Annotated in this window: 18 protein-coding genes, 1 pseudogene and 1 riboswitch; of the genes and pseudogenes, 13 read left to right on the top strand and 6 right to left on the bottom strand. The window is 41.8% G+C overall.

From position 1 onward, the window contains the following. Window positions 1-15 precede the first annotated feature (15 nt). Both UKS_RS08355 and UKS_RS08350 read right to left on the bottom strand, forming a co-directional pair. On the bottom strand, window positions 16-756 hold the full coding sequence (locus UKS_RS08355; RefSeq protein WP_049497236.1) for an amino acid ABC transporter ATP-binding protein: 741 nt from the start codon (window positions 754-756) through the stop codon (window positions 16-18). Continuing rightward, complete coding sequence (locus UKS_RS08350; protein ID WP_049497234.1) at window positions 756-2,321, bottom strand: ABC transporter substrate-binding protein/permease; 1,566 nt, start codon at window positions 2,319-2,321, stop codon at window positions 756-758. Before UKS_RS08350 ends, UKS_RS08355 begins: the two co-directional genes overlap by 1 nt. Before the next feature lie 139 nt (window positions 2,322-2,460). On the opposite strand from UKS_RS08350, the gene UKS_RS08345 reads away from it, so the two are divergent. Both UKS_RS08345 and UKS_RS08340 read left to right on the top strand, forming a co-directional pair. Further along, on the top strand, window positions 2,461-4,350 hold the full coding sequence (locus UKS_RS08345) for a DUF2207 domain-containing protein (RefSeq protein ID WP_156012690.1): 1,890 nt from the start codon (window positions 2,461-2,463) through the stop codon (window positions 4,348-4,350). Window positions 4,351-4,410: 60 nt separating this feature from the next. Further along, window positions 4,411-5,256: an undecaprenyl-diphosphate phosphatase gene (locus tag UKS_RS08340; protein WP_049497230.1), complete on the top strand. Its 846-nt coding sequence runs from the start codon at window positions 4,411-4,413 to the stop codon at window positions 5,254-5,256. A 37-nt stretch (window positions 5,257-5,293) separates the two neighbouring features. Here the strand turns inward: UKS_RS08340 and dinB are convergent, their stop codons facing one another. Next, window positions 5,294-6,355: a DNA polymerase IV gene (gene dinB / locus UKS_RS08335; protein WP_156012688.1), complete on the bottom strand. Its 1,062-nt coding sequence runs from the start codon at window positions 6,353-6,355 to the stop codon at window positions 5,294-5,296. A gap of 390 nt (window positions 6,356-6,745) precedes the next feature. Between dinB and pflB the strand changes: the two genes are divergently transcribed. Beyond that, window positions 6,746-9,070 carry a formate C-acetyltransferase gene (gene pflB, locus UKS_RS08330; RefSeq protein ID WP_156012686.1) on the top strand — a complete coding sequence of 775 codons (2,325 nt, stop codon included), beginning with the start codon at window positions 6,746-6,748 and terminating at the stop codon, window positions 9,068-9,070. Between the two features lie 203 nt (window positions 9,071-9,273). On the opposite strand, the gene UKS_RS08325 is transcribed toward pflB, so the two are convergent. Together UKS_RS08325 and trkA are read right to left on the bottom strand one after the other, a co-directional pair. Beyond that, on the bottom strand, window positions 9,274-10,713 hold the full coding sequence (locus UKS_RS08325) for a TrkH family potassium uptake protein (protein ID WP_156012684.1): 1,440 nt from the start codon (window positions 10,711-10,713) through the stop codon (window positions 9,274-9,276). 3 nt (window positions 10,714-10,716) lie between these two features. Beyond that, window positions 10,717-12,066: a Trk system potassium transporter TrkA gene (trkA, locus tag UKS_RS08320; protein WP_156012682.1), complete on the bottom strand. Its 1,350-nt coding sequence runs from the start codon at window positions 12,064-12,066 to the stop codon at window positions 10,717-10,719. Between the two features lie 188 nt (window positions 12,067-12,254). On the opposite strand from trkA, the pseudogene UKS_RS08315 reads away from it, so the two are divergent. From UKS_RS08315 to pheT, 10 genes and pseudogenes are all read left to right on the top strand, one after another. Further along, window positions 12,255-13,104 (top strand): annotated as a pseudogene (locus UKS_RS08315) (SAM hydrolase/SAM-dependent halogenase family protein). Between the two features lie 15 nt (window positions 13,105-13,119). Beyond that, a complete protein-coding gene (locus UKS_RS08310; RefSeq protein WP_156012680.1) occupies window positions 13,120-13,665 on the top strand; it encodes an ECF-type riboflavin transporter substrate-binding protein in 546 nt (181 codons plus the stop codon). Window positions 13,666-13,948: 283 nt separating this feature from the next. Then, on the top strand, window positions 13,949-15,631 hold the full coding sequence (locus UKS_RS08305; RefSeq protein WP_156012678.1) for an ABC transporter ATP-binding protein: 1,683 nt from the start codon (window positions 13,949-13,951) through the stop codon (window positions 15,629-15,631). Continuing rightward, the gene (locus tag UKS_RS08300; protein WP_001148089.1) at window positions 15,616-16,446 is read left to right on the top strand and encodes an energy-coupling factor transporter transmembrane component T family protein; all 831 of its coding nucleotides are present in this window, start codon (window positions 15,616-15,618) and stop codon (window positions 16,444-16,446) included. Before UKS_RS08305 ends, UKS_RS08300 begins: the two co-directional genes overlap by 16 nt. 192 nt (window positions 16,447-16,638) lie before the next feature. Continuing rightward, on the top strand, window positions 16,639-17,142 hold the full coding sequence (locus UKS_RS08295; RefSeq protein ID WP_156012676.1) for a tRNA (cytidine(34)-2'-O)-methyltransferase: 504 nt from the start codon (window positions 16,639-16,641) through the stop codon (window positions 17,140-17,142). 65 nt (window positions 17,143-17,207) lie between these two features. Continuing rightward, a riboswitch (FMN riboswitch) is annotated at window positions 17,208-17,426 on the top strand. Window positions 17,427-17,591: 165 nt separating this feature from the next. Beyond that, window positions 17,592-18,155 carry an ECF transporter S component gene (locus UKS_RS08290; RefSeq protein WP_156012675.1) on the top strand — a complete coding sequence of 188 codons (564 nt, stop codon included), beginning with the start codon at window positions 17,592-17,594 and terminating at the stop codon, window positions 18,153-18,155. Next, window positions 18,145-18,795 carry a phosphatase PAP2 family protein gene (locus tag UKS_RS08285; RefSeq protein ID WP_156012673.1) on the top strand — a complete coding sequence of 217 codons (651 nt, stop codon included), beginning with the start codon at window positions 18,145-18,147 and terminating at the stop codon, window positions 18,793-18,795. Before UKS_RS08290 ends, UKS_RS08285 begins: the two co-directional genes overlap by 11 nt. 272 nt (window positions 18,796-19,067) lie before the next feature. Next, window positions 19,068-20,114 carry a phenylalanine--tRNA ligase subunit alpha gene (gene pheS, locus UKS_RS08280; protein WP_156012671.1) on the top strand — a complete coding sequence of 349 codons (1,047 nt, stop codon included), beginning with the start codon at window positions 19,068-19,070 and terminating at the stop codon, window positions 20,112-20,114. Next, window positions 20,114-20,623, top strand: coding sequence for a GNAT family N-acetyltransferase (locus UKS_RS08275; RefSeq protein WP_156012668.1), 510 nt, complete (start codon window positions 20,114-20,116; stop codon window positions 20,621-20,623). The genes pheS and UKS_RS08275 overlap by 1 nt, the downstream gene beginning before the upstream one ends. A 76-nt stretch (window positions 20,624-20,699) precedes the next feature. Then, complete coding sequence (pheT, locus tag UKS_RS08270; protein ID WP_156012666.1) at window positions 20,700-23,105, top strand: phenylalanine--tRNA ligase subunit beta; 2,406 nt, start codon at window positions 20,700-20,702, stop codon at window positions 23,103-23,105. A 118-nt stretch (window positions 23,106-23,223) separates the two neighbouring features. On the opposite strand, the gene UKS_RS08265 is transcribed toward pheT, so the two are convergent. After that, window positions 23,224-24,129: an alpha/beta fold hydrolase gene (locus UKS_RS08265; RefSeq protein ID WP_156012664.1), complete on the bottom strand. Its 906-nt coding sequence runs from the start codon at window positions 24,127-24,129 to the stop codon at window positions 23,224-23,226. Window positions 24,130-24,139 lie beyond the last annotated feature (10 nt).

Here is a 24,139-nt window from a genome sequence, read left to right as displayed (position 1 = left end):
TGCAGCCTTTTCTTTTTATTTGAGATAGCGTTGAAGAAATTCTTTTGTTCGCTCTTCTTTAGGATTGGTGAAGAGGTCTTCTGGTTTACCTTCTTCAGCAATCACACCCTTATCCATAAAGATAACACGGTGAGAGACATCACGAGCAAATTCCATCTCGTGAGTCACTACAATCATAGTCAAGCCTTCTTTGGCAAGTTCCTGCATGATTTTGAGGACTTCTCCAACCATTTCTGGATCGAGAGCTGATGTTGGTTCATCAAAGAGAATAGCATCTGGATTCATGGAGAGGGCACGTGCGATGGCTACACGTTGTTTTTGGCCACCTGAGAGTTGTTTTGGTTTGGCTTGCCAGTAGCGTTCTCCCATACCGACCTTTTCTAGGTTTTCTTTGGCCATCTTTTCAGCTTCTGTACGTTCGCGTTTAAGGACAGTTGTCTGAGCGACAATTGTGTTTTCAAGCACGTTGAGATTTTCAAAGAGGTTAAAGGATTGGAACACCATCCCCAATTTTTCACGGTATTGCGTGAGGTCATAGCCTTTTTCAAGGACGTTTTGTCCATGATAAAGGATTTGTCCATCAGTTGGTGTTTCAAGAAGGTTAATGGAGCGTAGGAAGGTTGATTTTCCGCTTCCAGAGCTTCCGATGATAGAGATGACCTCGCCCTTGTGGACAGTGAGTGAAATGTCTTTTAGCACTTCGTTTTGTCCATAGGATTTTTTGAGGTGTTTAATTTCAAGGATTGCTTGTGTCATTATTTCAAATCCTCCGTTTGCATTTGGTTAGCACCTGTAGTATAGGTATCCATGTCCATGCGGCGTTCGATGAAGCGTAGGATACGTGTTACGGTGAAGGTGAGGACAAAGTAAATCACGGCGATGATTGTAAATGTCTGGAAGTATTGATAGGTTTGTGTTGCCACGGTATTTCCTGAGAAATAAAGTTCGACAACAGAGATAACGTTCAATACAGATGTATCTTTGATATTGATGACAAATTCATTACCAGTTGCTGGTAGGATGTTGCGGACGACCTGAGGTAGGACAATCTTACGCATGGTTTGGTTATGAGTCATACCAAGAGCAGTCGCAGCTTCAAATTGTCCCTTGTCAACTGCTAGGATACCACCACGGACGATTTCAGTCATGTAGGCACCGGTATTGATTGAAACGATGAAGATAGCAGCTAGTGTACGGTCAAGGTTGATACCGAAAGCTTGGGCAGTTCCATAGTAGATAACCATCGATTGAACAATCATTGGTGTACCACGGAAAATTTCAATGTAGACATTGAGGATCCAGCCGATTAGTTTTTGTAGGCCGTAAATGGCTTTGTTTTCAGATAGTGGAGCAGTACGGAAGACACCAATGGCAAGTCCAATAATGAGACCTGTGATGGTTCCGACGATAGAGATTAAGAGAGTGACACCAGCACCACGCAAGAGTTGTTGCCAGTTTTCAGAAAGAATTTTAGCGACTTGGCTAAAGAAACTACTGCTAGTCTCTTCAGTTGTTGTAGCTTCGGCAGGTTGCTCTTTGATCATACGATCCATCAAGGCAACTTGGTCGTCTTTTGAAATAGTTTCAATGCTAGCATTGATTTGGCTAATGCGATGATCATCTTTACGAAGTCCGATAGCGATAGCTGTATCTTCTTCTCCTGTTTTAAAACCTGGTTCTACTTGAACCATTTTAAACTTAGAGTTAGCAGTTTCAGCAGTCAGAGCTTCTGGGCGTTCAGAAACATAGGCATCGATAACACCGGCCTCAAGAGCTTGACGCATTTGAGCGAAGTCTCCCATGGCAGTTTCTTTTTTAGCACCCGGGATTTGTGTAATCAAGTCGTAGAGGTAGACCCCTTGTTGAGAAGTAATTTTCGCACCGTTAAAGTCATCCAAAGATTTGGCATTTGCGTAGGCAGAATCTTTTTTAACTAGTAGAACTGGTTCGCTAGTGTAGTAACTGCTTGAAAAGGCAATTTCTTGTTTACGCTCGGCAGTAGGACTCATACCTGCGATAATCATGTCAATCTTACCAGAAGTAAGGGCAGGGACTAGGCCTTCCCACTTGGTTTTAACAACCAAAGGTTCTTTACCTAAGTCCTTAGCGATTTTCTTGGCGATTTGAACATCGTATCCGTTAGCATACTGGTTAGTTCCATCGATTTTGACAGCTCCATTGCTATCATCGTCTTGAGTCCAGTTAAAGGGAGCATATGCTGCTTCCATCCCGATGCGTAAATATTCATCAGCATGAGCAACATTGACAAGTCCCAGCATCAGCAAGAGACTTGTGAAAATAGATAAGTATATTTTTCTCATGATTTCTCCTATTTCTAATCTATTAAAAAATAACTGTCTCCTATTTTATCGAAAAAAACTCTATTTTTCAATATAGGTAAGCCTTTACTTATGAAAAAATGATATAATGATAGCAAAGATAAAAAGGGGGGCTTAGTTGATGAAAAAAACTTTTTTCTTACTAGTGTTAGGCTTGTTTTGCCTTCTGCCATTCTCTGTTTTTGCCATTGATTTCAAGATAAACTCTTATCAAGGGGATTTGTATATTCATGCAGACAATACAGCAGAATTTAGACAGAAGATAGTTTACCAGTTTGAGGAGGACTTTAAGGGCCAAATCGTGGGACTTGGACGTGCTGGCAAGATGCCTAGCGGGTTTGAGATAGATTCTCATCCAAAGGTTCAGGCTGCGAAAAATGGTGCTGAACTGACAGATGTTACTAGCGAAGTGGCAGAAGAAGCGGATGGTTATACTGTGAAAGTCTATAACCCCGGTCAGGAAGGCGATACAGTTGAAGTTGTCCTCACATGGAATTTAAAAAATTTGCTTTTCCTATATGATGACATCGCTGAATTAAATTGGCAACCTTTAACAGATAGTTCAGGAACTATTGGAAAGTTTGAATTTCATGTAAGGGGAGACAAGGGGGCTGAAAAACTCTTTTTCCATACAGGCAAACTTTTTAGAGAGGGAACGGTTGAAAAGAGTAATCTTGATTATATTATTCGTTTGGACAATCTTCCGCCTAAGCGTGGAGTTGAATTGCATGCCTATTGGCCTCGGACCGATTTTGCTAGTGCTAGAGATCAGGGTTTAAAAGGGAATCGTTTAGAAGAGTTTAATAAGATAGAAGACTCGATTGTTAAAGAAAAGGAGCAAAGTAAACAACTCCTTACTTGGGTCTTCCCTTCTACACTTTCCATCTCTTTGTTATTGAGTGCCTGTTTCTATCTTATCTATAGAAAAAAGACCACCCCTTCAGTTAAATATGCCAAAAATCATCGTCTCTATGAACCGCCAATGGAATTGGAGCCTATGGTTTTATCGGAGGCTGTCTACTCGACCTCTTTGGATGAAGTGAGTCCTCTAACCAAAGGAGCTGGTAAATTCACCTTTGACCAACTTGTTCAAGCTACCTTGTTAGATGTGATAGACCGTGGGAATGTCTCTATCATTTCAGAAGGAGATGCAGTTGGCTTGAGGCTGGTAAAAGAAGATGGTTTGTCAAGCTTTGAGAGAGACTGTCTAAATCTAGCCTTTTCAGGCAAAAAAGAAGCCACTCTTTCCAATTTGTTTGCGGATTACAAGGTATCTGACAGCCTTTATCGCGGAGCTAAAGCTGCTGATGAGAAACGGATTCAAGCAAGAGGGATTCAGCTCAAATCTTCTTTCGAAGCAGTATTAAAAGAGATGCAAGAAGGAGTGCGAGAGCGAGTTTCCTTCTGGGGGCTCCCAGATTATTATCGTCCTTTAACTGGTGGGGAAAAGGCCTTGCAAGTGGGTATGGGACTCTCTACGATTCTACCTCTTTTTATTGGATTTGGTTTGTTCTTGTACAGTTTAGACGTTCATGGCTATCTTTACATCCCCTTGGCAATACTTGGTTTTCTAGGTTTGGTTTTGGCTGTTTTCTATTATTGGAAGCTTCGATTAGATAACCGTGATGGTGTCCTAAATGAAGCAGGAGCAGAAGTCTACTATCTCTGGACCAGTTTTGAAAATATGTTACGTGAGATTGCACGATTGGATCAGGCTGAACTGGAAAGTATTGTACTTTGGAATCGCCTTTTGGTCTATGCGACCTTATTTGGCTATGCAGACAAGGTCAGTCATTTGATGAAGGTGCATCAGATTCAAGTAGAAAATCCAGATATCAATCTCTATGTAGCTTATGGCTGGCATAGTATGTTTTATCATTCAAGCGCGCAAATGAGCCATTATGCTAGTGTCGCAAATACAGCAAGTACCTACTCCGTATCTTCTGGAAGTGGAAGTTCTGGCGGTGGCTTCTCTGGAGGCGGAGGAGGCGGTAGTATCGGCGCCTTTTAAAGAGAACTGCCATAGACTGAAAAGTATGCTATAATGGAAGATAGAAAAAAGGAGTAATCTATGTATCTTATTGAAATTTTAAAATCTATCTTCTTCGGGATTGTTGAAGGAATTACGGAATGGCTGCCGATCTCTAGTACAGGTCACTTGATTCTAGCAGAGGAATTTATCCAATACCAAAATCAGAATGAAGCCTTTATGTCCATGTTTAATGTTGTAATTCAGCTTGGTGCTATTTTAGCGGTTATGGTGATTTACTTTAATAAACTAAATCCCTTTAAACCAAGTAAAGACAAGCAGGAAGTTCGTCAAACTTGGCAATTGTGGTCTAAAGTTCTTGTAGCTACTTTACCTTTGCTTGCTGTATTTAAGTTTGATGATTGGTTTGATACCCATTTTCATAATATGGTTTCTGTTGCTCTCATGTTGATTATCTATGGGATTGCCTTTATCTATTTGGAAAAGCGCAATAAGGCGCGTGCTATCGAGCCAAGTGTAACAGAGTTGGATAAGCTTCCTTATACGACAGCCTTCTATATCGGCCTCTTCCAAGTTCTTGCCCTTTTACCGGGAACGAGTCGTTCTGGGGCAACGATTGTCGGTGGTTTGTTAAATGGAACCAGTCGTTCTGTTGTGACAGAATTTACCTTCTATCTTGGAATTCCAGTTATGTTTGGAGCTAGTGCCTTAAAGATTTTCAAATTTGTAAAAGCAGGACAGCTCTTGAGCTTTGGACAATTATTCTTGCTCTTGGTTGCGATGGGCGTCGCTTTTGCAGTCAGCATGGTGGCTATTCGTTTCTTGACAAGCTATGTGAAAAAACACGACTTTACCCTTTTTGGTAAATACCGTATCGTGCTTGGTAGTGTCTTGCTATTTTATAGCTTTGTCCGTTTATTTGTATAAGAAAAAAGCCTTGTGGGAAGTTGCTTCCTTCAAGGCTTTAAAATCCAGTCACAGTGACACCCAATAAGCGAACGTCTTTATCTTTATCTGTCAGAGATTCGTAAAGTTGGATAGCCATTTGTGAAATAGTTTCAGCATCTTGAATCTTTTGAGCTAAGCTTTTCCGCTTAGTCATTGTAGAAAAGTCAGCATAGCGGATTTTCAAAATGACAATTTTTCCAGCTTTTTCTTGTTGATGTAGATTGAGAGCGACTCTTTCTGATAGGAGAGTCAGCTCTTTTTTGATATCTTCCTCGGCACGGAGAATCTTCCCGTAGGTTTTCTCCTTTCCGATTGATTTACGGACGCGATTGGATTTGACGGGGGAATTATGAATACCTCGAGCCTTTCGATACAGGTCATAGCCCAGTCTGCCAAAGCGGTCTATTAGGGTCACTTCAGGAACTTCAAGTAGATCAGCACCAGTAAAAACGCCCATTTGGTGAAGACGTTCCACCGTCTTTTTTCCTACTCCATGAAACTTGGAAACATCCATTTGTTTGAGAAAATCTTCAGCTTGGTCAGGTAAAATCACTGTCAGACCATGTGGTTTTTGATAATCACTAGCCATCTTTGCTAAGAACTTGTTGTAGGAAACACCGGCAGAAGCAGTTAAATGGAGTTCTTGCCAAATATCCTCTTGAATGAGGCGAGCGATTTTGACTGCCGACTTGATACCGAGTTTATTTTCTGTTACATCCAAATAAGCCTCGTCAATACTCATAGGTTCAATCAAATCTGTATAGCGCTTAAAAATAGCTCGAATCTGGAGGCCCACAGATTTGTATTTCTCATAATTTCCTGAGATAAAGATAGCTTGGGGACAGCGCTCATAAGCTTCCTTGGAACTCATGGCAGAATGGATGCCAAAAGCTCGTGCCTCATAGCTACAGGTAGAAACGACTCCCCGCCCACCTGTTTGCCGAGGGTCGCTTCCGATAATGACAGGTTTTCCTCTGAGTTTAGGATTATCCCTGATTTCCACGGCAGCAAAAAAGGCATCCATGTCAATATGGATGATTTTTCTTGACAAATCATTTAACAAGGGAAAAATCAACATGCATAGCTCCTTTCTATACTCTTCGAAAATCTCTTCAACCCCCGTCAGCTTCATCTTGGAGCAGATATATGGTTACTGACTTCGTCAGTTCTATCCACAACCTCAAAGCAGTGCTTTGAGCAGTCTGTGGCTAGCTTCCTAGTTTGTTTTTTGATTTTTATTGAGCATTACTGCTTATTTTCTTTTATTATACCCTTTTTTCTGAAAAAAAGAAAAAATGCTTTATTTTTTTCAAAAATATAATACAGATTGTATCAAAAAACAGACTGTATTAGAAAAGAAAGTGACAAAAAAGCCGGTTTTTGCTTGTTGAAATCGGTTACTGTGTGTTATACTGAATACATGAATGTAACAGATGGCTGTTACTAGAAAGAAAAAAGAGGAATTAACATGGTTGTTAAGACAGTTGTTGAAGCACAAGATATTTTTGACAAAGCTTGGGAAGGTTTCAAAGGCGTAGATTGGAAAGAAAAAGCAAGTGTATCACGCTTTGTACAAGCTAACTACACACCTTACGATGGAGACGAAAGCTTCCTTGCAGGACCAACAGAACGTTCACTTCACATCAAAAAAATTGTAGAAGAAACGAAGGCTCACTACGAAGAAACTCGTTTCCCAATGGACACTCGTCCAACATCTATTGCTGATATTCCTGCTGGATTTATCGACAAAGAAAACGAAGTGATTTTCGGTATCCAAAATGATGAACTCTTCAAATTGAACTTCATGCCAAAAGGTGGTATCCGTATGGCTGAAACTACTTTGAAAGAAAATGGATACGAACCAGATCCAGCTGTTCATGAAATTTTCACTAAATACGTAACAACAGTTAACGATGGTATTTTCCGTGCCTACACTTCAAACATTCGTCGCGCACGTCACGCACACACTGTAACTGGTCTTCCAGATGCCTACTCACGTGGACGTATCATCGGTGTTTACGCACGTCTTGCTCTTTACGGTGCAGACTACTTGATGCAAGAAAAAGTAAACGACTGGAATGCGATCAAAGAAATTGACGAAGAAACAATCCGTCTTCGTGAAGAAGTAAACCTTCAATACCAAGCATTGCAACAAGTTGTTCGCTTGGGTGACCTTTACGGAGTTGACGTTCGCAAACCAGCGATGAACGTAAAAGAAGCGATTCAATGGGTAAACATTGCCTTCATGGCTGTTTGCCGTGTGATCAACGGTGCGGCTACATCTCTAGGACGTGTGCCAATCGTACTCGATATCTTTGCAGAACGTGACCTTGCTCGTGGTACATTTACTGAATCAGAAATCCAAGAATTTGTTGATGATTTCGTTATGAAACTTCGTACAGTTAAATTTGCTCGTACAAAAGCTTATGACCAATTGTACTCAGGTGACCCAACCTTCATCACAACTTCTATGGCTGGTATGGGTAACGACGGTCGCCACCGTGTTACTAAGATGGACTACCGTTTCTTGAACACTCTTGACAATATCGGTAACTCTCCAGAACCAAACTTGACAGTTCTTTGGACTGACAAATTGCCATACAACTTCCGTCGCTACTGTATGCATATGAGCCATAAACACTCTTCTATCCAATACGAAGGTGTAACAACAATGGCTAAAGACGGATATGGTGAAATGAGCTGTATTTCATGCTGTGTGTCTCCACTTGACCCAGAAAATGAAGATCAACGCCACAACATCCAGTACTTCGGTGCGCGTGTAAACGTTCTTAAAGCTCTTCTTACTGGTTTGAACGGTGGTTACGACGATGTTCACAAAGACTACAAAGTATTTGACATCGAACCAATCCGTGACGAAGTTCTTGAATTTGAATCAGTTAAAGCTAACTTTGAAAAATCTCTTGACTGGTTGACTGACACTTACGTAGATGCTTTGAACATCATCCACTACATGACTGACAAGTACAACTACGAGGCTGTTCAAATGGCCTTCTTGCCAACTAAACAACGTGCCAACATGGGATTCGGTATCTGTGGATTTGCCAACACTGTTGATACATTAGCGGCTATCAAATACGCTACAGTTAAACCAATCCGTGACGAAAATGGCTACATCTACGATTACGAAACAATCGGTGAATACCCACGTTGGGGTGAAGATGACCCACGTTCAAACGAATTGGCAGAATGGTTGATTGAAGCTTACACAACTCGTCTACGTAGCCACAAACTTTACAAAGACGCAGAAGCTACTGTATCACTTTTGACAATCACATCTAACGTTGCTTACTCTAAACAAACTGGTAACTCACCAGTCCACAAAGGTGTATACCTCAACGAAGATGGTTCTGTGAACTTGTCTAAACTTGAATTCTTCTCACCAGGTGCTAACCCATCTAACAAAGCTAAAGGTGGCTGGTTGCAAAACTTGAACTCACTTGCTAGCCTTGACTTTGGTTACGCAGCTGATGGTATCTCATTGACAACTCAAGTATCACCACGTGCTCTTGGTAAAACTCGTGACGAACAAGTTGATAACTTAGTAACAATTCTTGATGGTTACTTCGAAAACGGTGGACAACACGTCAACTTGAACGTTATGGACTTGAACGATGTTTACGAAAAGATCATGTCAGGTGAAGATGTTATCGTACGTATCTCTGGATACTGTGTAAACACTAAATACCTCACTCCAGAACAAAAAACTGAATTGACACAACGTGTCTTCCACGAAGTTCTTTCAATGGATGATGCTTTGGATACATTGAACTAATCAAGTTCTTGAATAATAAAAATAAATAACCCTCGGTCAGTCGACTGAGGGTTGTTTTTTTGGCTCTTCAATTCCTTAAGTCAGGCACGGAAATGTCTGACCGAGATTCAAAGATACTTGTTGAGTTGCGGGAGGTATTTGATTTTCGAAGAGTATGAAAATAAAAACACCACACTTTGTATGGAACAAGGTGTGGTTGTATTTTATCTCTTAGACCAGGTTCTCTTCATAAAGAGAAGTAGGATTGGATAAATCTCCAAGCGCCCTGCAATCATTGCAAAGGAGAGGAGAATTTTTGAGATAGGACTAAAGATGGAGAAGCTAGAAGTAGTTCCTAGAATAGGTCCGATATTATTGAAACAGCTAAAGACAGCACTGGTCACAACCAGGAAATCATTGCTATCTAGGCTGACAATAAAGATAAGCGCTAGCAAAATCATAGAATAGATGACAAAGTACTTGAGAATCTTATGCTGGGTATCTTTGTCAATCACCGTTTTATTAACATGGAGGGTCAAAACACGGTGGGGCGATAGGATTGACAAAATTTGGTTTTTGGCAATTTTTGAAAGGATGAGGCCTCGAATAACCTTGAGTCCACCTGCGGTTGAACCAGCAGAACCACCGATTATCATGAGGAAGAGAAGGATAAACTGGGAGAAGAGGGGCCAATTGGTAATATCTCCGTAACCAAAACCAGTCGTTGTAATGATATTGGAAACCTGGAAGAAGGCCATTTCAAAGCTCTTGGAAAATCCTGGGTAGAGATAGAGGGTATTAAGGCTAATCAAGCCTGTAGAAACCAGCACGATGACCAAGTAAGCTCGAAGTTCTTCGTCACCAAAGAAGGCCTTGACACGACGGAGCATGAGGTAGTAGTAAAGGTTGAAATTTATCCCAAAAACCAGAACTCCGATACTAACCAGATAGGTAATCAGTGAGCTACCATAGTGGGCAATTCCATCGTTATAGACTGTAAAACCTCCTGTACCTGCTGTCCCCATAGCGATCACAAAACTATCAAATAGGGGCATACCGGCTAGGTAATAGATGATGACAAAGAGGGAGAAGAGAGCTAGATAAAGGAGATAGAGAATCTGGGCGGTATTTTTTAGTTTGGATACAACCTTGCCAAAAACAGGGCCAGGAACCTCAGCCTTCATTACTTCTAGGTGGCTATTTTTGGCATTATCCATAATAGCCAGTGCAAAAACAAGCACTCCCATCCCTCCAATCAAGTGGGTAAAACTTCGCCAGAAGAGGAGGGAACGACTGAGAACCGAGACGTCGTTCAGGATAGTTGCTCCAGTAGTTGTAAAGCCAGAACTGATCTCAAAAAAGGCATCGATAACGCTGGGAATTTGCCCAGCAAAAACAAAGGGGAGACCGCCAAAGAAAGACCAAAGGATCCAACAGAGGGCCACAATCAAGATTCCTTCCTTGGTATAAATCCGTTGATTTTTTGGCTTTTGTAAAATTCCTGAACCGCCTAGTAATACGAGAATCCCAATCGTTGTAAAGAGGGCTGTAAAGACTTGGCTCGATTCACGGTAATAGACAGCGACAGACACAGGAACCAAGAGAAGAACAGCTTCAATCAAAAGTAATTTTGAAAGGAGGTAACGAATCATACTTTTATTCATTTCTTACCTCGCGATCAAGTCATAAATCTTGGTGATGTTTGGCAACAAAGTTGTTACTAGGAGCTTGTCTCCAACTTCCAACATATCCTCCCCAGTAGGGAAAATAGTCTTGCCCTTTCGAATGATAGCCGCAATAAGAACCCCTTTTTTCAATTTCAGTTGAGAAAGAGGTTTGGCAGTCATTTTATTGGCTTCCTTGATATGGAATTGCAGGGTTTCGATTTGGCCATTGGCTAGATGATGCATAGCCTGAAGGTCTGAATACTGGGCATTAACCCGACCACGAATAAAGTGCATAATTGTATCTACAGCGATGCTTTTAGGTGTGATGATACTTGAAAAATCAGGCGCATTGATAATCTCGAGGAGACTGGTACGATTGACCTTAGTGATGTTTTTCTGTACACCTACACTGTCAAGGAACATAGAGGTAATCAGATTCTCCTCATCGACCCCTGTTAGAGTCGCAACGGCATCATAGTTTTGAGCACTTTCTTCCAGCAGGATATCTTTTGCGGTACCATCTCCTTGAACGATGTAGAGGTTTGGGAATTTCTCGCTAAAGAAGCTGGCGATTTCAGGATTGATTTCAATAACCTTGGTATCGATACGACTGTCTTTGAGGATACCTAGTAGATAATAGGCAATTCTACCAGCTCCAACAATAAGAAGGCTTTTCACGGCACGAGACTTGAAATAATTATGGAAGAGCATCATGTCAACACGGTTACCAGTGACAAAGATTCTATCTTTATCCTGTACAGTCATGTCACCGCTTGGAATGATAATTTGATGATCTCTCTCTATCGCACAGACAATAACATTGCCAAATTTTTTCCGGAAATCAGAGATGGGCATTTGGCAAAGACAACTGGTAGATTTGACGACAAATTCCATGAGGCTAACGCGTCCACCGGCAAAGCGTTCGACAGACAGGGCGTTGGGAAAGTCAATGATATTCGCGATAGCGCGGGCAGCCAAGAGCTCAGGGTTAACGATAAGAGAAAAACCGAGAATATTCTTTTCTTTGAAATAAGAGTTAGAGTATTCAGGATTTCGTACCCGAACGATGGTCTCTTTAGCCCCCATTTTCTTGGCTAGAACTGCTGCAATCATGTTCACTTCATCGTACTCAGTCAGGGCAATAAAGATATCACATTCTTGGACGCTGGCTTGTTCAAGAATGGCAAAATCAGCTCCGTTACCAAGGATACCCATGATATCAAAGCGACTGACAATATGATTGAGGACGGCTTCGTCTTGCTCAATCAGCAAAACATCATGCTTTTCTGCAACCAAAGAGCGACAGAGGGCAGAACCAACTTTTCCCCCTCCGACAAGGATAATTTTCATAATAAAACCTACTTCTTCATTATGTAACTATCATACCTTTTTTCAAAAAAAAATGCACCTACCAGCTAATAACCAGAGTTTTTAGTAGGAAATTTGCTATAAGGTAAAACTATACCCTAACCAATTGAAATAGCTATTAGCGACTTTTTAGAAAATATGGTATGATAAAGGACATACGGGGAGACAAAATGAATAATAATTTACTGGTATTACAATCAGACTTTGGTCTGGTAGATGGCGCGGTATCGGCTATGATTGGAGTGGCTTTAGAAGAATCTCCAACCTTAAAAATCCATCACTTGACGCACGATATTACGCCTTATAATATTTTTGAGGGGGAGTTACCGTCTCTTTCAGACGGTGGATTACTGGCCTGAGGGAACGACATTTGTATCGGTTGTCGATCCAGGTGTCGGCTCGAAACGTAAGAGTGTGGTTGCCAAGACTGCAAAAAATCAATACATTGTCACGCCAGACAATGGGACGCTTTCTTTTATCAAGAAACACGTTGGCATTGTAGCTATTCGTGAGATTTCTGAAGTGGCCAATAGACGGCAAAATACAGAGCATTCTTATACCTTTCACGGTCGTGATGTTTATGCCTATACTGGTGCTAAACTGGCCAGTGGCCATATTAGTTTTGAGGAAGTGGGGCCAGAGCTCAGTGTAGACCATATTGTAGAGCTTCCAGTCGTAGAGACTATCATAGAGGATCATCTGGTGAAGGGAGCCATTGATATTCTGGATGTGCGTTTTGGTTCGCTTTGGACCTCTATCACGCGAGAAGAGTTTTACAAGCTGGAACCAGAATTCGGTGATCGTTTTGAAGTGACCATCTATCATGCAGATATGCTGGTTTATCAAAATCAGGTTGTCTATGGCAAATCATTTGCAGATGTGAGAATTGGGCAACCCATCCTTTACATCAACTCCCTCTATCGCTTAGGTCTGGCTATCAACCAAGGTTCCTTTGCCAAGGCCTATAATGTGGGTGTTGGTTCATCTTGGACCATTGAAATAAAGAAAATAGAATCATAAAATAGGAGAATATAGATGAAAAATCAATCAATTAAACAAGTTGTTGCTATCGGTGTTGGAGCTGCGCTCTTTGTTGTCATCGGGATGATCAGCATTCCGACACCTGTTCCAAATACAAGCATCCAGCTTCAGTATGCGGTACAGAGCCTCTTGTCTATCATTTTTGGCCCTCTAGTGGGATTGCTTGTTGGTTTAATTGGTCATGCAGTGAAGGACTCTCTTGCTGGCTACGGCCTTTGGTGGACTTGGATTATTGCTAGTGGTCTCTTTGGTCTAGCTGTGGGACTCTTTAGAAAATATATTCGAGTAACACAGGGTGTTTTTGAGTTGAAGGATATTGTCCTCTTTAACCTCATTCAGATTATCGCAAACGCTCTTGTTTGGGGTGTCTTGGCACCACTTGGAGATGTTGTGGTTTATCAAGAAGCGGCAGAAAAAGTATTTGCCCAAGGGATTGTTGCGGGAATTGCTAATGCTGTAACTGTAGCTATCGCAGGTACCCTTCTCTTGCTAGCTTATTCACGTACGCAGACTCGTTCAGGAAGTTTGAAAAAGGATTAACATAAGAGAAAAGGCTGGGCAACCAGTCTTTTTCGATGTTTATAGACTAGTTAGGCAAGCAAGCTAGGCTAGGACTCTTTTTGACGCTAAGATTTTACGAGAAGAGTCTGCAAGAAGGGCTCGATTTATGATAAAATAGAAGTCTAATACTCTGCGAAAATCTAATTCAAACCGCGTCAGCTCTATCTGCAACCTCAAAACAGTGTTTTGAGCAACCTACGGCTAGCTTCCTGGTTTGCTCTTTGATTTTCATTGACTAGAAGAAGCGAATAAAGAGAGTAAGATGAAAGAAGTTATAATTGAGTGGAAGGATTTCTCTTTCCGGTATGAAACACAACAAGAACCGACCTTACAAGGGGTAGACTTGACCATTTACAAGGGAGAGAAAGTCTTAATTGTTGGGCCATCTGGGTCAGGTAAATCTACCTTGGGTCAGTGTTTGAATGGAATTATTCCCAATATTTACAAGGGCCAGATGTCTGGAGAATTTTTGATCAAGGGGCAAGCCGCCTTTGATATGAGCATCTACGATAAATCTCATCTGGTCAGCACGGTTTTGCAGGATACAGATGGGCAGTTTATCGGCTTGTCCGTAGCAGAGGATTTGGCTTTTGCTCTGGAAAATGATGTGACAGCCCTAGAAGAGATGAAAAATCGTGTTCATAAATGGGCTGAAAAGTTAGACCTTATCGCTTTACTAGCTCAGCGTCCCCAGGATTTATCAGGTGGACAAAAGCAGCGAGTCAGTCTAGCTGGTGTCTTGATTGATGAGAGTCCGATTCTCTTGTTTGATGAACCACTCGCCAATCTGGATCCCAAGTCAGGTCAAGATATTATCGAATTGATTGATCAGATCCATAAGGAGGAGGGGACGACGACCCTTATTATAGAGCACCGTTTGGAGGACGTTCTGCATCGCCCTGTCGATCGGATTGTCTTGATAAACGATGGTCGTATCCTCTTTAATGGGAGTCCTGACCAGTTACTGGCGACTGATTTATTGACCCAAAATGGAATTCGAGAACCCCTTTATCTAACGACTCTCCGTCAATTAGGTGTGGATTTAGCTAAAGAAGAACAATTAGCAAATTTGGACAACTTGTCTATCTCAAAAGGCCAGGTTCAGTTGCGGACGGAACTGATAAAAGAAAGCCCAGAATTGCAGTCACTCTTTAGACTAGAGGACGTGTCGTTTTCTTATGATGATAGACCGATTTTAAAGTCCCTACATTTGGATATCAAAAAGGGCGAAAAGATTGCCATTGTCGGAAAAAATGGAGCAGGGAAGTCAACCCTAGCCAAGGCTATAAGTAGCTTTATCCAGACGGAAGGTCGCTATCTTTGGGAAGGGCAGGATATCAAAGGAGATTCTGTTGCAGAGCGGGCGGAACGAGTAGGCTATGTGCTACAAAATCCCAATCAAATGATTTCAACCAATATGATTTTTGATGAGGTAGCTCTGGGACTTCGTTTGCGAGGTGTGGACGAGCAGGAAATTGAAACGAGAGTCTATGAAACTTTGAAAATCTGTGGTCTTTATGAATTCCGTAATTGGCCCATTTCTGCCCTGTCATTTGGTCAGAAAAAACGTGTTACTATTGCATCGATTTTGGTTTTAGGAGCTGAAATTATCCTCCTAGATGAACCGACAGCAGGTCAAGACCAGAAGAATTATACTGAGATTATGGAATTTCTCGAAGAGTTGCATCAAAAAGGTCATACCATTGTCATGATTACCCATGATATGCAATTGATGCTGGATTATTCTGATCGTGCTCTTGTCATGGTGGATGGGGAATTGATTGCCGATACTGATCCAGCTAGTCTGTTGAGCAATCCAGAGTTGTTAGTAAAAGCCAATCTAAAAGAAACCTCTATCTTTAACTTGGCCAAGAAACTAGACGTGGAACCACTTGCTTTAACTGCATTTTACAAAGAAAGGAGAGAAGGATGCAGGCAAAATTAATCGGTTACCAGCATAGAGATACTGTGATTCATCGCTTGTCAGGAGCTGGAAAACTCCTCTTTTTCATCCTCGTGTCACTGGCGGCCATGATTAGCTATGATACCAGACTACTTGTTCTGATTGCCATCTTTTCGGTCTTTCTCCTCTATTTGTCAGAAATCCGTTTTAAAGATGTTTCCTTTGTAGCCGTTTTTGCGACGGTATTTGCCGTTTTAAACGTCTTGATGGTCTATCTCTTTTCTCCCGAGTATGGGGTTGGACTTTACGGAGAGAGAAGTGTGATTTGGCAGGGAATCGGTGCCTACACTCTGACCAGTCAAGAGCTCTTTTATCTGTTAAATCTGGCCATTAAGTACCTTTGCACCATTCCTCTGGCTATTATCTTTTTGATGACAACTCATCCTAGTCAGTTTGCTTCCAGTTTAAATCAAATTGGTGTGCCTTATAAGATTGCCTATTCTGTCAGCCTGACCTTGCGCTATATTCCAGATTTGCAGGAAGAATTCTTTACCATCAAGATGTCTCAGGAAGCGCGTGGGATGGAATTATCCAAGAAAGCTTCTCTTATGCAACGAATCAAAGGCAATCTGCGCATTATCACTCCCTTGATTTTTAGTTCGCTAGAACGCATTGATACCATCGCGACCGCCATGGAGCTTCGACGCTTTGGGAAAGAGAAAAAACGCACTTGGTATAGTTATCAGGCCTTGAAAAAAGGAGACTATCTTACCTTGCTCTTGGCAGCCTTGTTTTTAGTAGCTAGTTTACTACTTATCTTGCAGAATCAGGGACGATTTTACAACCCTTGGAAATAGCTTGAAAAAATTGAAAAAATCAAGTCGTTTCTATTGACAATGATTCTGAAAGTGTTATACTAAGAAAGTAGCTTCGCTGATTTACTTCAAACCTGTTGTGAGGTAAGTTAACGATGCCTTAACCACGCTGTTTGCTGAGCTTGACTCCGGGCAGTGTGGCTATTTTTTTGCAATGGTGAAAGGAAGCAAGTCATGACAAATCACATTGTATTATTTGAACCTCAAATTCCACAAAATACAGGCAATATCGCGCGTACTTGCGCTGCGACCAATTCTCCCCTCCACATCATCAAGCCAATGGGCTTTCCTATTGATGACCGTAAGATGAAGCGGGCTGGATTGGATTATTGGGATAAACTAGAGATTTATTTTTACGAGAGTTTGGATGATTTCATGTCTCAGATGAAGGGAAGACTCTATCTGATTTCGAAATTTGCTGAGAAAGTGTATTCTGAGGTGGATTTATCGACTGACGAAGACCATTATTTTCTCTTTGGACGTGAAGACAAGGGTTTGCCGGAGGACTTTATGCGCGAACATCCTGAAAAGGCTCTTCGTATTCCCATGAATGATGAACATGTCCGCAGTCTCAATGTGTCTAATACCGTCTGCATGATTGTCTACGAAGCCCTCCGCCAGCAGAACTTTGCAGGTCTTGAGCTCGTTCATACCTATGAAGCAGATAAATTGAAATAAAAAATGAAAATGAAAATGAAAATGAACAAAATGCTTGCGCTTGCAAGCGTTTTTTGTTATGATAAAAGAGTCTTCAGGGCAGGGTGAAATTCCCGACCGGCGGTAAATTTGACTATCTATTTTAGCTTTCTCGTCGTTGTCTTGTCTCGATATACTTTAAGTATTATCTTCGACTGCGACGCCTAGATAAATCTAAAATATCTTAGCCAAATAAGTCCGCGAGCGCAAGCTGATGTGGTGAGATTCCACAACCGACAGTATAGTCTGGATGGGAGAAGACGAAAGAATAGCTTTGTCTGTTCTGATAGATTTATAGCTAAATTGTAACCGCTTGCTTTTGTTTTCTTTAATAGAGTGAGAGGGAACTTTTGGGATATAAAAAAGTGAGAATAGATAGAGGAATCCTTTCTAACTTCTTCTGATTTTATAGAAAATTGGAGGAACCTGTTATGACAAACACACGTCGACTTTCGACCATTGCGATCTTATCAGCCATCTCATTTGTGCTGATGTACTTTGACTTTCCGCTTTTACCAGCGGCGTCCTTCCTCAAGATCGAATTTAGTATCTTGCCAGTCCTTGTGGGTCTGGTGGTCATGGATTTGCCTGCTGCTCTAGGAGTTCTCTTGCTTCGCTCACTCTTGAAATTGCTTCTTAACAGCCAGGGAGTGAATACTTACATTGGTTTGCCGATGAATATCGTAGCTTTGGGAATTTTTGTCATCGTATTTGCTTTGATTTGGAAAAAGGAACGCACAACCCTTCGCTTCCTACTAGGCTCTCTAGCTGGGACTATTGGTTTAACTGTAGCAATGTTGGTTCTCAACTATGTTTACGCTGTTCCTTTGTACGCTAAGTTTGCTAACTTTGATATTGGAAAAATTTTGGGACTTTCCAACTACCTAATGACCATGGTATTACCTTTTAACTTGATTGAGGGTGTAATCTTTTCCGTTTCATTCTGGTTGTTGTACGTCCTTTTGAAACCAACCTTAAAACACTATGAAAGATAAACAAACATTTTTAATGAAGGGCTCTTTTGCCCTTTTACTTTTCGTTATTCTTGGCTACATGGTCAAATTTTATCCTGAAACGCTGGTCGGTTTTGACCAACCGATTCAGACGGCTGTGCGAGGAGACTTGCCAGATTACTTGACTATTCTTTTCCGAGCCATCACACGCCTGATTGATATCCCAGTGATTATCACTTGGGTTGTCATCGCAGCCTTTCTTTTTTATCGTAAGCGATGGAAGATAGAAAGTTTCTTCATGCTGGGAAATCTGGCTTTGGCAGGTCTTTTAATCGTGACCTTTAAAAATATCTACCAGCGTCCACGACCAGCTATTTTACACTTGGTTGAGGAGAAGGGATTTTCTTTTCCAAGTGGCCATTCTCTGGCTGTAACCTTGATGGTCGGTTCTCTGATTGTGATTCTTAGTCAGCGGATGAAAGATCCGGTCTGGAGAAAAATCGTGCAAATCGTCCTCGGTCTCTACCTAGTCAGTGTACTGGTATCAAGGGTCTATCTGGGAGTTCATTATCCATCAGATGTCCTTGCCAGTCTCTGTGTGGGTTTGGGAGTCCTGTTTATCGAATTTCCCTTCTATGATAAGCTCCGCTTCCAATGGCGATTTAAAGGCAAGCAGAAGTGAGATAGGTCTTGCAAGAATGGTAAAAATCTGATAAACTAAGTAGTAATTGAATAGGAATCTGCAAGACTAGTAACTCAAGGGAAGTATATCAGGGAGGAGAGCCGTGACTGCAAGCTCTCTATATGAAAGTTGGGTGAATTCACTTGCCTATGGATTCAGAAATAAAGGTCTGACTTGTCAGATAAAAACGGATGGTACCGCGTGTCAACGCTCCGAGTGGAGTTTTTGGCATGTGGTTTTCTTTTTATCTACGAGCGACTGATGGAGGAATTATGTCAACTATTGAAGAACAATTAAAAGCGCTTCGTGAAGAAACGCTAGCTAGCTTGAAGCAGATTTCTGCTGAAAAAGAAAAAGAGCTGCAAGATTTGCGTGTCTCAGTCCTTGGTAAAAAGGGTTCGCTTACGGAGATTCTTAAAGGGATGAAAGATGTTTCTGCTGAGATGCGTCCAATCATTGGGAAGCACGTCAATGAAGCTCGTGATGTCTTGACAGCTGCTTTTGAAGAAGCAGCTAAACTCTTGGAAGAAAAGAAAGTCGCTGCTCAACTGGCTAGCGAGAGCATCGATGTGACACTTCCAGGTCGTCCAGTTGCGACGGGTCACCGTCACGTTTTGACACAAACGAGTGAAGAAATCGAAGATATCTTTATCGGGATGGGTTACCAAGTCGTGGATGGTTTTGAAGTAGAGCAAGACTACTACAACTTTGAACGCATGAATCTTCCAAAAGACCACCCTGCCCGTGATATGCAGGATACTTTCTATATCACAGAAGAGATCTTGCTCCGTACTCATACATCTCCTGTGCAGGCGCGTGCTATGGATGCCCATGATTTTTCAAAAGGTCCTTTGAAGATGATCTCGCCAGGGCGTGTCTTCCGTCGTGACACGGACGATGCAACCCACAGTCACCAGTTCCATCAAATTGAAGGCTTGGTTGTTGGGAAGAATATTTCCATGGCAGACCTTCAAGGAACCCTTCAGTTGATTGTCCAAAAGATGTTCGGTGAAGAGCGTCAGATCCGTCTGCGTCCATCTTATTTCCCATTCACAGAGCCATCTGTTGAAGTGGATGTTTCCTGCTTCAAGTGTGGCGGAGAAGGCTGTAACGTATGTAAGAAAACTGGTTGGATCGAAATTATGGGTGCCGGTATGGTTCATCCACGTGTCCTTGAAATGAGTGGCATCGATGCGACTGTTTACTCTGGCTTTGCCTTTGGTCTAGGTCAAGAACGTGTAGCTATGCTCCGTTACGGAATCAACGATATTCGTGGATTCTACCAAGGGGATGTCCGCTTCTCAGAACAGTTTAAATAATGATTAGAAAAGTAGAAATGGCAGATGTTGAGGTGTTGGCTAAAATAGCCAAACAAACCTTTCGTGAAACATTTGCTCATGATAATACAGAAGAGCAGTTACAGGAATACTTTGAAGAGGCTTATAGTCTGAGAGTTTTGGCAACTGAGTTGGAAAATCCTGACTCCGAAACCTTTTTCATTATACATGAAGAGGAGATAGCTGGTTTTCTCAAAGTCAACTGGGGAAATGCTCAAACTGAGAGAGAATTAGAGAATGCTTTTGAAATTCAACGCCTCTATGTGCTACAAAAATTCCAAGGATTTGGACTAGGTAAGCAACTGTTTGAATTCGCTCTTGAACTTGCTAGAAAAAATAGTTTTTCCTGGGCTTGGCTAGGTGTTTGGGAGCATAATACAAAAGCTCAAGCATTTTATAATCGATATGGTTTTGAAAAATTTAGCCAACATCATTTTATGGTTGGTCAAAAAGTAGATACGGATTGGTTACTGAGAAAGAAATTAAGGTAAGAAGAGGATTCTTCTATTGAAATGATAGGAAAGGAAAAGAACTAGAGTGACAACTGTCATTCTGGAGAACTAAATTATGCTTGTATCTTATAAATGGTTAAAAGAATTGGTGGACATTGATGTGCCATCACAAGAGTTGGCTGAAAAAATGTCAACTACAGGGATTGAGGTAGAAGGTGTCGAATCACCGGCAGCTGGTCTCTCAAAAATTGTCGTCGGTGAGGTCTTGTCCTGCGAAGATGTGCCAGAAACTCACCTTCATGTTTGTCAGGTTAACGTTGGCGAAGAAGAAGCCCGTCAAATCGTCTGTGGTGCACCGAATGTGCGTTCTGGTATCAAGGTTATGGTGGCTCTTCCAGGAGCTCGCATCGCTGACAATTACAAGATCAAAAAAGGGAAAATCCGCGGTCTTGAGTCACTTGGAATGATCTGTTCACTTGGTGAATTGGGAATTTCTGACTCAGTTGTACCGAAAGAATTTGCAGATGGCATCCAAATCTTGCCAGAAAATGCCGTTCCAGGTGAGGAAGTTTTCTCCTATCTAGACTTGGATGATGAAATCATCGAACTTTCTATCACACCCAACCGTGCGGATGCTCTTTCTATGCGTGGGGTAGCGCATGAAGTAGCAGCCATCTATGACAAGGCAGTTAACTTTAAAGAATTTACTTTAACAGAAACAGACCAAGCTGCAGCAGATGCTCTTTCTGTGGGCATTGAGACAGACAAGGCGCCTTACTATGCTGCTCGTATCTTGGATAATGTGACCATCGCACCAAGTCCACAATGGTTGCAAAATCTTCTTATGAATGAAGGTATCCGTCCTATTAACAACGTAGTGGACGTGACCAACTACATCCTGCTCTACTTTGGTCAACCAATGCACGCCTTTGACTTGGATACCTTTGAAGGGAGTGACATCCGTGTACGTGAAGCGCGTGCTGGTGAAAAATTGGTGACTTTAGATGGTGAAGAACGTGACTTGGAAACAAATGACTTAGTCATTACTGTGGCTGACAAGCCAGTAGCCCTTGCAGGTGTTATGGGTGGGCAAGCAACAGAAATCTCTGAGAAATCTAGTCGTGTCGTCCTTGAAGCTGCAGTCTTCAACGGAAAGTCAATCCGTAAGACTAGCGGTCGCCTCAACCTTCGTTCAGAATCATCTTCTCGCTTTGAAAAAGGAATCAACGTGGCAACCGTTAATGAAGCCCTTGATGCAGCAGCAAGTATGATTGCTGAATTGGCTGGTGCGACAGTGCGTAAGGGAATCGTTTCAGCGGGTGAGCTTGATACCTCTGATGTGGAAGTTTCTTCAACTCTTGCGGACGTTAACCGTGTCCTTGGTACGGAGCTTTCCTACGCTGATGTAGAAGACGTCTTCCGTCGTCTTGGCTTTGGCCTTTCTGGAAATGCAGAAGCCTTCACAGTCAGCGTACCACGTCGCCGTTGGGATATCACTATCGAAGCAGACCTCTTTGAAGAAATCGCTCGTATCTATGGTTATGACCGCTTGCCAACTAGTCTTCCAAAAGATGATGGGACGGCCGGTGAATTAACAGCGACACAAAAATTGCGCCGTCAAGTTCGTACCATTGCCGAAGGAGCAGGATTAACTGAAATCATTACTTATGCTCTGACAACTCCTGAAAAAGCAGTTGAGTTTACGATTCAGCCAAGCAACTTAACGGAGCTCATGTGGCCAATGACTGTGGACCGTTCAGTCCTCCGTCAAAATATGGTTTCAGGTATTTTGGATACCGTAGCTTATAACGTAGCGCGTAAGAACAAAGACTTGGCTCTTTATGAGATTGGAAAAGTCTTTGAACAAACTGGCAATCCAAAAGAGGACTTGCCAAATGAAATTAACAGCTTTGCCTTTGCATTGACAGGTTTAGTCGCTGAAAAAGATTTCCAAACAGCAGCAGTTCCGGTTGATTTCTTTTATGCCAAGGGAATCCTTGAAGCTCTCTTTGCTCGCTTGGGACTAGAAGTGAGCTATACAGCAACCTCTGAAATCGCTAGCCTTCACCCAGGACGTACAGCCGTGATTTCACTCGGTGACCAAGTTCTTGGTTTCCTTGGGCAAGTGCATCCAGTCACTGCTAAGGCTTACGATATTCCAGAAACGTATGTAGCTGAAATCAACCTTTCAGCTATCGAAGCAGCGCTTCAGCCAGCCGCTCCATTTGTGGAAATCACGAAATTCCCAGCAGTCAGCCGTGATATTGCTCTTCTCTTGAAAGCAGAAGTGACTCACCAAGATGTAGTTGATGCTATCCAAGCTGCCGGTGTGAAACGTTTGACAGATATTAAACTTTTTGACGTCTTCTCAGGCGAGAAATTGGGACTAGGTATGAAGTCAATGGCTTATAGCTTGACCTTCCAAAATCCGGAAGATAGCTTAACGGACGAAGAAGTCGCACGCTATATGGAAAAAATCCAAGCATCTCTCGAAGAAAAAGTTAATGCAGAAGTGCGTTAACAGTCTATAATCCATCCCTAGGGGTGGATTTTTTAGTACAAAAAATCATCAAGCTTTAGCCTGATGATTGAATCAAATTGACGGGGAAATACTCCTTTTTAATACTGTTGCAAGAAAATCAGACATCGATATTTTTTGTCATCCAATCAGCTAAGAAGTGGTAAGTATCTTGTCGATTGATTTCGTTCAGAATTTCGTGACGAGCATCTTCAACTAATCGAAGGTTTACTTTCGAATGTGAAGCCTTTAGGAGTTTTACAAATCTTTCTATACCTTTACCATTTTCTCCCAGAGGGTCTTCTTGTCCTGAAATAACGAGAATGGGGAGTTGAGCCGGAATCTCATCGATTACTTGCTTACTAGCTACTTGATTAGAAAAGTAAAAAATGGAACTGTACATAGGAATAGTAGGGATGAATTGACAGAATGGATCCTTCAGATAAGCTTGGTTAGATTCTTCATTTTTTGAGAGCCAATCTACGGATGTTTTAGGATTTTTTATGCTACGGTTAAAACTGTCAGTGGACAGGTAGGTTAGAAGTTTACTACGGTGTTTATTCCCTCTTATAAGTCGGATGCACTCTGTTAGGATGAGAGCAAATCGAGTTAGAAATTGAGGTTGTTGACCAGTCGCCATGATAATCAAGGCATTGATAGGTGGTTTTCGCTTAGCTACATAATAGCGACACATAAGAGAACCCATAGAATGCCCTAGAAGGACGATTGGACATTCTGGATAGCTTTCTTGAATAAAAGAAGTCACTCTTTCAATATCATCGATGAGTTCCTCGGAAGATTCAGGAAAGACTCCGAGTTGACTTGAATTTTGAGCAGTATAGCCATGGCCAAGATGATCATGACCGATAACCGTAAAGCCTTCTTTATTCATGGCTAGAGCAAATTCTTCATATCGTTCCACGTACTCTACCATTCCATGTACAAGCTGAAGAATGGCTTTTGGCTGTTCAGCTTCCCAAATGATTAAGTTATTGTTGTTTGGTTCGAGTTTAAGTCTTTTTTTCATATCAGATTCC

It is taken from the genome of Streptococcus sp. 116-D4, from assembly GCF_009731465.1.
GTDB classification, from domain to species: Bacteria; Bacillota; Bacilli; order Lactobacillales; family Streptococcaceae; genus Streptococcus; species Streptococcus pseudopneumoniae_E.
Note: the sequence above shows the minus strand (reverse complement) of the source record. Positions and strands in the feature narration are given on the sequence as shown.